Origin of the sequence: Tautonia sociabilis, assembly GCF_003977685.1 — a bacterium.
Lineage (GTDB): Bacteria > Planctomycetota > Planctomycetia > Isosphaerales > Isosphaeraceae > Tautonia > Tautonia sociabilis.
The window spans coordinates 86,132-99,224 of sequence record NZ_RYZH01000003.1 but is presented as its reverse complement, the minus strand read 5'-3'; the positions used below and the strand labels follow the sequence as shown (position 1 = coordinate 99,224).

Sequence of the window (13,093 nt, the reverse complement as noted above, 5' to 3'; positions counted from 1 at the left end):
GCACGGGAGGGGGATCGGCCCGCACCGGAAGGTCCCCGGCTCTCCTCCCGGATCGACCTCGAGCCCGAGGAGCTTCCCGATGGACGACGCCCCGCCCCCTCGGGCCGACTCGACTCGGTTCGCGATCGGATCGGTCTCCTCTCAATTCGTCGAGCTTGATGGCTCGGAGGGCGAGGGAGGAGGGCAGATCCTCCGGACGGCGCTGAGCCTGTCGATGCTCACCGGAAGGCCATTCCGGATCGTCCGGATCCGGGCCAACCGGGACCGGCCCGGCCTGAGGCCCCAGCACCTCGCCGCCGTCCGGGCCGCCTCGAGGCTCTCCGGGGCCGAGGTCGAGGGGGCGGCGGTCGGCTCCACGGCCTTGACCTTCTGTCCCCTTCCCTTCCGGCCCGAGGACCAGGCGATCGACATCGGCACCGCCGGCGCCACGAGCCTGGTGCTGCACACGCTGGCCCTTCCGATCGCCCTGGCCGCCGACCGCCCGGTTCGCCTCTGCCTTGACGGCGGCACCTTCAACGAGAAGGCGCCGTCGTATCCGTACCTGGAGTTCACCTGGCGGAAGCACCTCAGCCGCCTGGGTCTGGACGTGGCGCTGGCGATGCCGTCGAGCGGGTTCTACCCGAGGGGGGGCGGCCGCCTGGAGGCCTGGATCGAGCCTGGCCGTCCCCGGCCGTTCGTGGCCGACCGCCGAGGAACGCTGGTCCGCATCTCCGGCGTGGCTGGTTCTTGCAGACTCGGCCATCGCCGGGTGGCCGACCGTCTGCGCGATCGCGCCCTCGAGCTGCTCGACCGGGCCGGCCTCGGGGTCGAGCCAACAATCACCCTGGCCGACTGGCCCGGCCTCTTCCCGGGTGCCGCCCTGGCGCTGGTCGCCGAGCACGACGGCCCGGCCGCTCCCGCCACGTTCGTCGGCCTGGGAGAGCGAGGCAAGCCCGCCGAGCGGGTGGCGGAGGAGGCCGTCGCCGAGTTGCTCGAGTTCCTCCACTCCCCCGGCGCCGGCGCCGTGGACCCCCACGCCGCCGATCAGATCCTGCTCCCCCTCGCCCTGGCCGAAGGGCGGAGCATCTTCACCGCCTCCAAGGCCACCGAGCACCTCCGCACCAACGCCCGAACGATCTCCCGATTCCTCGACGTCCCCATCCGCATCGAGGAGGAGGACCCCGGCCCGACCCGAGTCATCATCGGCTGAGCCCGGCCAGCGCTCCGCCCGAAGCACGCTCGCTCTCCAATCAGGTAAAGAGAACGTGAACGGGCCGGCAGAGGCCGAGAACGGTTGAGCAACCGCATCGAGGTTGCCGGAGTACTCATCCGTTGGGTCTGCCAGCTCTCCCATCTCCAGAAATCCCCTGGGCTTCTGAGGGTCCGAAGCCCAGGCAGAATTCGCCGATCGCTGGCCTATCAATCGGCGATCCGGCGCGATCGGCTTGATCGGCGAGATCGACCTGTTCCGCGGACGCCCCAGGACGGGTGGGATGCCGCCGAGCTTCCGAGGTGACAAGCATCACGACACCATCCGCCCCCCCTCGGAGACGCGGCCCGGTTTCCTTGATCCACGGCCCAGGATGGCTGACCCACCGAGCATCCTCCTCGATCATCAGACGATCCGTCTGGAGAAGCAAGGTCCCGTTAGAAGGGCAGTCCCAGGCGACGGAGCAGCGCCCGCATCTGGTAGCCGGCCCGATGAGCCTCTTCCAGCCGACGTTCCAGGTCGGCGATCTTCGAGCCGGCTTCGTCAAGATCCTTCGTTGTCGCATCCCGGGCCGAGGCCAGCGTCTTGATCTCGCCGAGCAGGGCGTCGGAACGCCCCCGTTCGTCGGCGACTTCCTTCCTGGCGCCGGCCAGCTCGGCCCGCAACGACTCCTCGGTGGCCTTGGCCTGCGTGCTCACCCGCTCCAGATCCGCTCGCGTCGCGGCCAGCTCGGCAGCGATCGCGTCTCGCTCGGAGCTTATCCGATCGAGTTCCCGGCCCAGTTCGGTTGCCCGAGCCGCCTCGGCTTCCCCCCTGCGGAGCGAGGCCTCCAACTCTCCGGCCAGGCGGTCGACCTCGCGTTGGTAGTGGGCCTCGGCCTCGGCCCGGTTGCGCTCCAGCGCCGCGGCAAAGGTCTCGAGGTGGTCGAGTCGACGCGAGAGTTCCGCCCCGGCGGAGACCGCCTCGTCCCGGTCCCGCCGGGCGGCGTCCAGTTCGGCGCCGATCGCGTCGATTTTCGAGCGAGACACCCTCCGCTCCCGATCCGACTCGGCGCGCAGGGCCTCGATCGCCGCCGCATGCTCGGACTCGGCCCGCTCCCGATCGGCTTGGAGGGCGTCGCGTTCGGCGGCCCACCGGCCGCGATCGGCCTCCCAATCGGCCCGGAGCGCATCGCGTTCGGCCTCCAGCCGCTGACGGTCGTCGGCTGCCCCCGCTCGGATCGCTTCGAGCTCCCGGGCGACCCGGTCCCGCTCGGCGACCGCTCGGTCCCGCTCGGCGACCGCCCGGTCCCGCTCCTCCTCCCGCTCGCGAAGGCTCCTCGCCGCCTGCCGGTCGGCCTCCTCACGCTCCCGGGCCAAGCGATCCGCCTCCTCGCGTCGCCGACCCCGCTCCGCCTCGGCCTCGGCCAGTCGTGCCTTCGCCTCCTTCAGCTCCTCCCGGAGCGAGACCGTTTCGTCCGATAGGACCCCGGACTGGCCGCCCTCGGCCGCTCCCAGTCCGGGGAAGCGATCCGGGAGCGGGATCTCGTACATCGACGCCCCTTCGGCCATCGTCGGGCTCGTGGACCGCGAAGGTGAAGGCGACGGCTCACCGGGAAGGTCGATCGTCGCCTCGCAATACTTGCACTGAACCCGGCGGCCCGCGTACTCCCGCCGGATCCGGAGCAGGCGTTCGCACCCCGGGCAAGTCATCTGAACATGGGTCGTCGTCGACATGCGTTTGGCCCCGAGTCAACGAGCCGATCCCTGCCCCCTCCCCTCGGCCCGTCCCCGCGCCGCGATCCACGATCAAATCAGGCTAACTCGCCCCATCCATCGTGTCAAAACGCAGGAGAGCGGCCGATCGAGCCTGAGATGGGCGGTCCTCCGGACGGTGCGGATGCCACAACGAGGGGGGGAAAAGACGGGGGAAGGGGATCCGTCAGTCGCCGTGCTTTTCGCGGAGGCGGCCGGAAAGGCGGAGGATGAGCTGGGCCCTTTCGAACTGTTCGACCCACTCGGCGGTGGCGGTCGCGAGCTCCGCTTCGGCGGGCGGGACCAACCCGGTCGGGCACGTGAGGCCGAGCTGGGAGGCCGCGAGGGCTCGGTATCGGGAGAGGGTGCGGTCGCCGAATCGGCAGACCTCGAAGAAATCCTCGCTGAGGAAGACGACGGTGGGCACGCGGCGGCCCCCGTTGATACGAAGGGCGTCGCTCAGCTCGGGCAGGGCGTCGCGGTCGAGGAAGCGGAGGCCGATGGACCGGGGGTTGGCCCGGGCGATGTGGTCGAGGATCGGGCCTTGAGTGACGCAGTCGCCACACCAAGTGCCGGCCAGACAGAGGACGGGCATCCGCCGGACGAAGCCGCCGATGAGCTCTCGTTGCGGGCCAGTCAGCGCCACCCGATCGTGGACCCTCCGCCACTTGGCTCGTTCGGCTTCCGAGCCGTACCGGTCGAGGAAGTCGTCGTAGGAGAGGGCCCCGTCGAAGGCACGTTCCCAATCGATCATCAAAAAGTCGCTCCCAAGGCCTCGTCGCGGTCGAGCGGACGGATGTGTCGTTTCCCACCCCGATCGGAGCCGGCTTCACCGAATGGTAGGCGGAGAGGTGCCGGGCTCAAGGGGCTGGTCCGCCAGCCCTCGGGGGATCGGTGCCGCGGGGTTGGGCGGCCGCGCCGCGAGGTGGCCGGCCCGCTGGAACAAGAGAAGGCGGATGGATCAGGAGTCGTCGATCCTGGTCGATCGGGAGCATCGCGTCGCCTCGGGTTCCGCTCGATGGGCGTCGTCGGCCGGCGGGAGGAGCCCGCTCAATCCCGGGTCATCGCCTCGTCCAGGTTCAGGACGGCCGAGGCAACCAGCGACCAGGCGGCCAGCTCAACCAGATCCGGCCCCGGGGCGATCCGGTTCGCTTCCAGGGGCGCCACCATCGCGGCCGCTCGCCCCGGGTCGACCGCCAGCCGGGCCTAGCTCGGCTTGACAGCCAGGTAGGAACGGTAGTCGTCTTCGCCCACCCAGTCCGGCACGAGCGGCTCGTTCCACCCTGAGACGTGGCCGGCGAACCAGTGGCGGTCCTCCTCGCCCGGGCTGCCCTCGCCGCCGAAGCAGGAGCGAGCCAGATCGGCGACGAGGAGGCCAACCGAGGCCCCTTCCGTCAAGGATTGCCGGATCCGGCCCCGATAGCGACCCGGTACCAACCGCCAGAGCCTCGAACGTTCGAGTCGATTCAGCGCGTGGATGCGGGACATCGTCTCGATGGGGGGGGCAACATTGGTCGAAGCGGGGAAAGCGCCGTGGAAGCACTCAGGAGAGAGGCCAATCAGATCCATGAAATCGTGATAGAGTCTTGGGTTCCCTTTCACCTTGTCGAAGAGTCGGATCTGGACACGATCCCGACCGAAGACCGCCGCCCAGGTCTGGACAATCCTCAAGTAGTTGCAGAGGAACGATTCCCGCTCGACCAGCTCTCGAAAGGTCCCCGGATATCGCTGGTGCCGGATGCGGTGTTTGTACTGCGAGGCGATGAAGTCGAACGGGTTCCGGAGGTAGACGACCACGTCGACGGGCTCGTCCCCAAGGAGCTCCCGGACGCGAGGGACGTCCTCGGGTCCCAGGAGGCTGAAGTCCTCGGAGCTGATGACGGCGAGCCTCGCCCCGCTCCGGGAGATTTCCTGGAGGATCTCGTCCCAGCAGGCGGGGTCCTTGCGGGGCTGGCCGTGCAACGCCCGAACCGATTGGGGGAGGTCGCAATGCTGGCCGACCGTGCCGGGGTAGAGGATCCCGAGCTCGGCGAGGTGGGCCCGGTTCGAGGCGAGAAAGGTCTGGAGGGAGGTGGTCCCCGTCTTGTGCATCCCGATGTGTAGCAGGATCTGAGGCATCTCGCTCCGCTCGCGCCCTTCGCGCCCACGATGATTGGACTGAGAGGTGAACTCGGCCCGGACGGGGGCGTCGCTCCGGACTCCCGATCGGTCTTGATTGTAACCCCACGGGGGAACGCCCCGCCATTGAAGGTCCGTCCCGTCGTGATGCCTGATGGCGACGGCCGCCGAAGACGTCCGCCGGTCAGGCCCAGACGCTCCGGTCCAACGACCGGTAGCCGACCGCCTCGGCCACGTGCTGCGGCTCGATGGTGGCGGTCCCCTCCAGGTCGGCCAGGGTCCGGGCCACGCGGAGGACCTTGTCGTGGGCCCGGGCCGAGAGGCCGAGCTCCTCCATCGCCCCCTTGAGCAAGGCGGACGACTCCGGCTTCAAGGCGCAGTGCTGCCGGACCTGCCTCGGGGTCATCCGGCCGTTGACCCCCGGCGGACCGCCGCCGAAGCGCTCGGCCTGGCGGGCTCGGGCCGCGAGCACCTGCTCCAGGAACTCGGCCGAGGTCGGGCCGGGGGGCGCCTCGGCCAACTGGGCGAACGGCACCGCGGGGACGTGGATGTGCAGGTCGATCCGGTCCAGCAGCGGGCCGCTGATCTTCCCCAGATACCGCTCCACCTGAGGCGGCGAGCAACTGCAGGCCTTCCTCGGGTCCCCCCGATAGCCGCAGGGGCACGGGTTCATGGCCGCCACCAGGACGAAGTCGGCCGGGAAGGTCACGCTCCGCAGGGCCCGGCTGATCGTCACCCGCCCTTCCTCGAGCGGCTGGCGCAGCACCTCCAGCGTCTTGCGGTTGAACTCCGGCAACTCGTCCAGGAACAGGACCCCCTTGTGCGACAGGCTGATCTCCCCCGGCTGGGGGGTGCTCCCGCCGCCCACCAGGCCGGCGTCACTGACCGAGTGATGCGGCGATCGGAACGGACGGACCCCCAGCAGCGGCTGGCGGCCGAGCAGACCCATCGCGCTGTAAATGCGGGTCGTCTCCAGGCTTTCGGCCGGGGTGAGCGGCGGCATGATCGTCGGCAAGCGGCGGGCGAGCAGCGTCTTGCCCGTCCCCGGCGGCCCGATCATGAGCAGGTTGTGAGCCCCGGCGGCGGCGATCAGCAGCGCCCGCTTGGCGGCGTCCTGCCCCTTCACGTCGGAGAAGTCTTCTTCGTAATGGGCGAGGCGGCGGAAGACCTCGTCCACATCGACGGCCGTCGGCTCGGCATCGAGCGCGCCGGAGAGGAAGCCGACGGCCTCGGCCAGACTGCCGATCGGGTAGACGTCCAGCCCGTCAACCACGGCCGCCTCGGCCGCGTTGGCGGAGGGGACCAGCAGCCCTTGCTTCCCCTCGGCCCGGGCACGGAGGGCCATCGCCAGGGCCCCCTTGATCGGTCGGGTTTCTCCCGTCAGCGCCAGCTCTCCCACCACCGCGAAGGCGCCCGGGCGCTCCAGCGCCACCTGACCGCTGCCCAGCAGCAGGCCCAGCGCGATCGGTAGGTCGAAGCCGCCGGCGTCTTTTTTCAGGTCGGCGGGAGCCAGGTTGATCACGACCCGATCAGACGGCCGCCGGTATCCCGAGTTCACCAGCGCCCGCTCGACCCGGTGCGTGCTCTCCCGCACCGCCGCTTCCGCCAGACCGACGAGAACAGTCTTCGGCACCGGCGAGGCCGAAACATCGACCTCAACCTCGACCGGCTCCGCATCGATCCCGATCAGCGTGTACGAATCGAGCTTGGCGAGCATGGCGGCCCCCCGCCGGGACGGCCCGGCCCCCTCGCCGCCGGCCGTCGATCGATGCCCGGATGGTAGCACCCGGATCGGCCAATTCAAGAGCCCTTCCCCTCCTCGGCGCGATCGGCGCGGGTTTCTCTGGGTTTCTCGGTTTCTGCGTCGCCGATTCATCGGTTTCCGGTACGGTCATGGGGCACTCCATCCCCACAGCCCTCCATTGACCATGCCAATGCGAGGGCACAACCATTGATGATCTTGCCATCATCTCGATCTTGAGGCCGCCGTGAGGCCTTCACCCTGATCGAATTGCTCGTGGTGATCGCCATCATCGGGGTCCTCATCGCCCTGCCCCTGCCGTCCGATCAGATCGCCCGAGAGGCGGCCCGCCGCGCCCAGTGTCAGAACAACCTGAAGCAGATCGGCCTCGCGCTGCACGGGTTCCACGACGTCAACGGGTATTTCCCGCCGTCGATCGCCATTCCCACGAATTTCCTCGACGAGCCGACCCGGGCGGCCTTGCACCCGGCGCAGCTCTACGAGCTCCCGCTGGGGTTCGGGGCCTCCTGGATGCAGCAGGGTTCCGTCTCGAACGGGCTCGTCCACTCCTAGACGCCGTTCATCCTCCCGCTCCTGGAGCGGCAGCAGACGTTCAACGCCTTCAACCTCGGTCTGAGCTCGGTGGGTCAGGCCGGCCAGGGGATCAACCACGGCAATCACACCGCGATCACCACCGTGATCCACGCCTTCCTCTGCCCCTCCTCGGCCCGCTCGGAGACGATCCAGACGGACGGCCACCACACCAACCTGCTGACCAACCAGCGGATCGATGGCTGGCACGCCGCCGTCTCCGACTACTCGGTCAACGACGGCATCTCCCGGAGCGTCTGGCAGGCTGGTTTCGCCGCCCCCCCCGGGGACCTGGGGGCCGCCCACTTACGGCGACATCCAGGGGATCATGTTCCTGAACAAACCGAGGCGGATCTCCGAGGTCCGGGACGGCCTCTCCCACACCTTCCTTATCTCCGAGGACGCCGGCCGCCCTGAGCTCTGGGTTCGCGGCAAGAACGTCGCGGTCGCCGACCCGGACCGCAAGCCCGAGGGCGCCGGCTGGGCCGACTACGAGTCGGAGTACTACACCCACGGCACCTCCGACGACCGAAGCTGCCACACCAACTGCAATAACGACAACGAGGACTACAGCTTCCACCCTGGAGGCGCCCACAAGCTGTTCGCCGACGGCTCGGTCCACTTCATCAAGGAGACGATGAGCATGCGGGACTTCGCCCGCCTCCACTCATTCAATGGCGGCGAGGTCATCTCCGCCGACCAGTACTGAGGCCCGGCCCCCGCCGGCCGGGACGAACGCCCCGGGCGGGGGCCGGCCGATCAGGCCCGACCCCCGCTGCATCCCCGATTCTCCTCCCAAACGATGAAACGCATCCTCCTCGCCCTCGGAGTCGTCCTCCCGATGCTGCTCCCCTCCTCGTGCGGGCCCCCGGAAGGCCAGTTGCCGACCTACCGGACGACCGGCTCGGTCCTGCTCCGGGGCCAGCCGGCCGTCGGCGCCGATGTCGTCCTTCACCCGCGGTTCGAGGACGACGACGATGCCGCCCCCCCCAGCGTTGCCGTCAAGGACGAAGGCACCTTCACCCTCTCCAACTACGGCGAGGGGGACGGCGCCCCGGCCGGCCCGTACAAGGTCGCCATCCTCCCCCCCGCCGACTTCGACGAGGGGATCTCCCTCCAGATCACCTGGGAGGAGGGGCCCGATCCGGTCTACGAGAAGGCGCGGAATTCCGACACCTCGGGGCTGACCGTCACTATCGAGGCGGGCCGAAACGAGCTGCCCCCCTTCGAGCTGGACGGGACGGGGGAGCCGTCGCCGGGGCCTCCGCCGGTTTGATAGAGTGGGACGGCGTCCCCTCCCCCGTCGAGGCTCCGACGATGCCCTGGATCCCCCACGTCATGATCCTGGACGACGACCCAAGGGTGCTCGAGTCGCTCGTCCCTGGGTTCGTCATGGAACTGGGCCGCGGCCTCTCCCAGAGCCGGGAGGTCGCCGCCGCCCTCCGCCGGGGAGCCTCCCGGGACGACGCCCGGGGGCCGGTGCGGGTCCGCGTCTCGGCCCACGGCTTCGAGAGCGATCGGGTCAGGTCCTATGCCGCCCGGCCTCCGTTCGAGGTTCACCTGCATCTGGTCCGGGAGCGAGGGGGGACGTTCGACCTGGCCCGCCGGCTCCTGAACCAGCAGCCGTTCGCCGCCGTCGTTTCCGACCAGCGCTTCTCCGACGACGCCGGCGGCCAGCGCGCCGGGCAGTACTTCGTCGCCGAGGCGGCCCGCATCCACCCTGAGGTTCAGGGACTGCTCTACTCCGCCTATCCCCGGCCCGACGACTTCCCCGCCGACCGGTTCATCCGCAAGGGGGCCGGCGGCCCGAAGGGTGCCGACGACCTGGCCGAGCAGGTTGTTCGGGCCATCGAGCGCCACCTGGCCGATCACTCGGCGAGGGCCTTCGCCGCGGCGATCGGCGACCGCGGCCTGGTTTACCAGTCTGACGCCTTCGGCGAGGTTCTCGCCCAGCTCTTCGACCTCGCTCGGCTCATCGGCTCCGGAGACGCCCCCCCCTCGGCCCGCTCCCGACGCCCGCTCCCCTGCCTGCTGATCGACGGCGAAAGCGGGACCGGCAAGCGCGGCCTGGCCGAAGTCTTCCACGCCGCCTCCGACCGGCGATCCGCGCCGCTGGTCGTCGCCTCTTGCAGCGAATTGACCAACGAAACCCTGCTCCGCAGCATCCTGTTTGGCCACAAGCGCGGCGCCTTCACCGACGCCCGCGAGGACCGCCCCGGCCTCGTCACCGCCGCAGGCAAGGGGGTGCTGCTGCTCGACGACGTCCACCGCCTTCCCGCCCCCTGCTCGGCCATCCTGCACTCGTTCCTGGAAGACGGGGAATACGGCCGGCTCGGCGAGGAGGAGGTCCGCCGCCGGGCCGAGTGCGCCGTGGTGCTGACGGTCGAAACCGGCCCCTGGCGCGAGCGCCGACAGTCTGGGGAGCTTCCCGTGGCCTTCCTCGCCCGGGTGGAGCGGCTGCTCGTGACGGTGCCCCCGCTCCGGGATCGACCCGACGACATCGAGGCGCAGGCCAGGTGGCTCACCCGCACCCTCTCCGCCGAGCTGGGGGCCGACATCGCCCTGGACGATGACGCCGTCTCCCGGCTCCGGGGGCTTCCGTTCGACGAGAGCAACAGTCGAGAGCTGCGCAACCTCATCGAGCGCGCCGTCTATCGCCACTATCGCGAGGCCGATCTGCTCTGCTGGGAGCATCTGGCCCCGTTCGTCTCCCCGATCGACCGGACCGCCGCCCTCTCCCCCCCGGCCTCTCCGGTCGATCGCAAGATCGCCGCCCCGCCGCCCTCGCCCGCCTCGGCCCCCAACGACTGGCAGCGCCGGCTCCGAGCCCTCGCGGCCAAGATCCTCGCCAAGGGGGCCGACCTCCCCCCCGAGGAGGCTCGCCTCGCCGCCGACGCCCTCTTCGACGAGATCTTCCCCCTCGCCTGGGACGCCATCCAGGCCAGCCGACACGCCCAGGCCGGCCGTCCCCCCCTGCCCTTGCCCCTCTGGGAGGACCTCTGGCGGTGCTTCGCCGTCAGTTGGCTGGGCGGCCCGTCCCCGGCCGAGAAGGAACTGGGAATCCCCGCCAACACGCTCCGCCAGTGGATCAACGACCGCGAGTCCCGATGACCCTCCCGGCCCCCCAGTCGCGGCCGTTCGGCTCGGATTGACAGCCCGAAACCGGGGCCTTTAGAATACGCGCCGATTTGAGACGAAAGTCGCTTCGAACACGCCGACTTGCGATCTCCTCCCCTCGCGAGGCACCCTCCTTCGAGACTCCCACACCACCGGGGAACCCTCAATGGCCGTTCGTGTTGGCATCAATGGTTTCGGTCGCATCGGCCGCCTGGTCTTCCGCGTCATGGCCGAGCGGCCCAAGGACTTCGAGATCGTCGCGATCAATGATCTCTCCGACGCCAAGCAGCTGGCGACCCTGCTGAAGTACGACAGCGTTCACGGCCGCTACCCGGGCCAGGTCGAGGCCGCCGAGAAGGCCATCGTGGTCGACGGCAAGGAGATCCCCGTCCTCGCCGAGAAGGACCCGGCCAACCTGCCCTGGAAGCGCCTGGGCTGCCAGATCGCGTTGGAGTCGACCGGCTTCTTCACCAACCGGGACGGCCTGCAGAAGCACATCGACGCCGGTGCCGATCGCGTCGTTCTCAGCGCCCCGGCCAAGGACAAGCTCGACCTGACCGTCGTGCTCGGGGTCAACGACGACCAGCTCAAGCCCGAGCACAAGATTCTCTCCAACGCTTCCTGCACGACCAACTGCCTGGCCCCGCTGGCGAAGGTGCTGCACTCCTCCTTCGGCATTGAGAAGGGGCTGATGACCACCGTCCACGCCTACACCAACGATCAACGGGTGGCGGACCAGATTCACAAGGATCCCTACCGGGCCCGCGCCGCGGCGATCAACACCATCCCCACGACGACCGGCGCCGCCAAGGCCGTGGGCGAGGTCATCCCCGAGCTCAACGGGAAGCTCACCGGCATCTCTCTCCGCGTCCCCGTGCCGACCGGCTCCATCGTCGACCTGACGACCGTGATGAGCCGGAACGTGACCGCCGAGGAGGTGAACAACGCGTTGAAGGAGGCCGCCTCGAAGGCCCCCTTCCAGGGGATCATCTCCTACGTCACCGACCCGATCGTCTCCAGCGACATCATCCACGACCCCCACTCCTGCGTCTTCGTCCCCTCCTGGACCCAGGTCATGCAGGGCAACCTCCTGAAGACCTGCGCCTGGTACGACAACGAGTGGGGCTACTCCTGCCGGACCGCCGAGCTGATCGCCAAGCTGGCGACCCTCTGATCGGGACGCCTGCCCGAAGACCTCGTCACGACGCCCGGCCCGCCCCCTGGGAGGCCGGGCGTCGGTCCATCACGGCCGGCCCCGCTCCCTCGAACCATCGACTCCCACCCTCGAATTCGCACCGACCGACAGAAGGACTCCCGCCTTGGCGAAGCAGACGATCAAGGACCTGGACTTCCACGGCAAGAAGGCGCTGGTCCGGGTCGATTTCAACGTGCCCCTGACCAAGGACGGCGACGTCTCCGACGACCGCCGCATCCGGGCGGCCCTGCCGACCCTCAACCACATCCTGGAACAAGGCGGCGCACTGATCCTCGTCAGCCACCTCGGCCGCCCCAGCGGCGATCCCACCGCCGACGCCCCCTTCACGATGGACAAGGTCGCCGCCCGGCTCCAGGAGCTGATCGGCCGCCCCGTCCAGAAGGCCGACGACACGGTCGGACCCGACGCCCAGGCCAAGTGCTCCGCGCTGAAGCCCGGCGAGATCGTCGTGCTGGAGAACGTCCGGTTCAACACGGGGGAGAAGAAGGGCGACCCCGAGTTCGCCCGGGCCCTCGCCTCCCTGGCCGATTGCTACGTCAACGACGCCTTCGGCACCTGCCACCGGAACGAGGCCTCGATGGTCGCCGTGCCCGAGCAGTTCCCTCCCGACCGGCGGGCGATCGGCTTCCTCGTCGAGAAGGAGCTGACCATCCTCGACCAGCTCCTCGGCAAGCCGAAGCCCCCCATGGTCGCCGTGATGGGCGGGGCGAAGGTGTCCGACAAGATCGGCGTCATCGAGAACCTGCTCAAGAAGGTGGACACGCTGCTCATCGGCGGCGCCATGACCTACACCTTCCTCAAGGCCCAGGGGCACGAGATCGGCAAGAGCCGCTGCGAAGACGACCGGCTCGACGTCGCCCGACGCCTGCTGGACCTGGGAGGCGGCAAGATCAAGCTGCCCGAGGACCACCTCGTCACCACCTCGATCGACCCGAAGGAAGCCAAGACCTCCGTCGTCGAGGGCTCGGACCTGCCCGAGGGGCAAATCGGCATCGACATCGGCCCAAAGACGGCCGCGGCCTACGCCGAGATCATCAAGAACGCCGGCACCGTCGTCTGGAACGGCCCGATGGGCAAGTTCGAGGACGAGCCCTTCCGCGCCGGCACGCTCAAGGTCGCCGAGGCGATGGCCTCGTCTCCGGCCGTCACCGCCGTCGGCGGTGGCGAGACGGCCGAGGCGGTCGAGCAGTTCGGCCTGGCCGACAAGGTCTCCCACGTCTCGACCGGCGGCGGCGCCTTCCTCGAGGCGCTCGAAGGCAAGGCCTTCAAGTCCCTGGACGTCATCCCCGACCGCTCCTGAACGGCCCGCCCCTACCCCCGCGACTCGACTCCCTCCCGGGCGATTGAAAGTCCGCGATGCCTCTCGATCGCCCGGGAGCGATCGGAGC

The 13,093-nt window shown here is 69.6% G+C and carries 11 protein-coding genes and 1 pseudogene; 8 read left to right on the top strand and 4 right to left on the bottom strand.

Features of this window, described 5'->3' with window-relative positions; translation table 11 throughout:
• Nucleotides 1–79: 79 nt before the first annotated feature.
• Nucleotides 80–1,189 carry an RNA 3'-terminal phosphate cyclase gene (rtcA, locus tag TsocGM_RS02515; RefSeq protein ID WP_126723745.1) on the top strand — a complete coding sequence of 370 codons (1,110 nt, stop codon included), beginning with the start codon at nt 80–82 and terminating at the stop codon, nt 1,187–1,189.
• Between the two features lie 437 nt (nt 1,190–1,626).
• Here rtcA and TsocGM_RS02510 read toward each other — a convergent pair whose 3' ends face one another.
• From TsocGM_RS02510 to TsocGM_RS02495, 4 genes are all read right to left on the bottom strand, one after another.
• Nucleotides 1,627–2,904, bottom strand: a complete 1,278-nt coding sequence (locus TsocGM_RS02510; protein WP_126723744.1) for a coiled-coil domain-containing protein — start codon at nt 2,902–2,904, stop codon at nt 1,627–1,629.
• 205 nt (nt 2,905–3,109) lie between these two features.
• Nucleotides 3,110–3,676, bottom strand: a complete 567-nt coding sequence (locus tag TsocGM_RS02505; RefSeq protein ID WP_233578196.1) for a thioredoxin family protein — start codon at nt 3,674–3,676, stop codon at nt 3,110–3,112.
• 452 nt (nt 3,677–4,128) lie between these two features.
• Complete coding sequence (locus tag TsocGM_RS02500; protein ID WP_126723743.1) at nt 4,129–5,040, bottom strand: hypothetical protein; 912 nt, start codon at nt 5,038–5,040, stop codon at nt 4,129–4,131.
• A 184-nt stretch (nt 5,041–5,224) separates the two neighbouring features.
• Nucleotides 5,225–6,757 carry a YifB family Mg chelatase-like AAA ATPase gene (locus tag TsocGM_RS02495; protein WP_126723742.1) on the bottom strand — a complete coding sequence of 511 codons (1,533 nt, stop codon included), beginning with the start codon at nt 6,755–6,757 and terminating at the stop codon, nt 5,225–5,227.
• Nucleotides 6,758–7,042: 285 nt separating this feature from the next.
• Here TsocGM_RS02495 and TsocGM_RS28105 point away from each other — a divergent pair.
• The 7 genes and pseudogenes from TsocGM_RS28105 to TsocGM_RS02460 all read left to right on the top strand — a co-directional run.
• Nucleotides 7,043–7,216, top strand: a pseudogene (locus TsocGM_RS28105) (DUF1559 family PulG-like putative transporter); the annotation flags it as partial.
• A gap of 207 nt (nt 7,217–7,423) precedes the next feature.
• Nucleotides 7,424–7,789, top strand: coding sequence for a hypothetical protein (locus tag TsocGM_RS02485; RefSeq protein WP_233578195.1), 366 nt, complete (start codon nt 7,424–7,426; stop codon nt 7,787–7,789).
• On the top strand, nt 7,701–8,081 hold the full coding sequence (locus TsocGM_RS02480; RefSeq protein WP_158633338.1) for a DUF1559 family PulG-like putative transporter: 381 nt from the start codon (nt 7,701–7,703) through the stop codon (nt 8,079–8,081). Before TsocGM_RS02485 ends, TsocGM_RS02480 begins: the two co-directional genes overlap by 89 nt.
• Nucleotides 8,082–8,174: 93 nt before the next feature.
• Entirely contained in the window at nt 8,175–8,648 is a 474-nt protein-coding gene (locus tag TsocGM_RS02475; protein ID WP_126723740.1) for a hypothetical protein, read from the top strand.
• 41 nt (nt 8,649–8,689) lie between these two features.
• The gene (locus tag TsocGM_RS02470) at nt 8,690–10,483 is read left to right on the top strand and encodes a sigma-54-dependent transcriptional regulator (protein ID WP_126723739.1); all 1,794 of its coding nucleotides are present in this window, start codon (nt 8,690–8,692) and stop codon (nt 10,481–10,483) included.
• Nucleotides 10,484–10,655: 172 nt separating this feature from the next.
• On the top strand, nt 10,656–11,663 hold the full coding sequence (gene gap, locus TsocGM_RS02465) for a type I glyceraldehyde-3-phosphate dehydrogenase (protein ID WP_126723738.1): 1,008 nt from the start codon (nt 10,656–10,658) through the stop codon (nt 11,661–11,663).
• Nucleotides 11,664–11,808: 145 nt separating this feature from the next.
• On the top strand, nt 11,809–13,005 hold the full coding sequence (locus tag TsocGM_RS02460) for a phosphoglycerate kinase (RefSeq protein WP_126723737.1): 1,197 nt from the start codon (nt 11,809–11,811) through the stop codon (nt 13,003–13,005).
• Nucleotides 13,006–13,093: the final 88 nt, after the last annotated feature.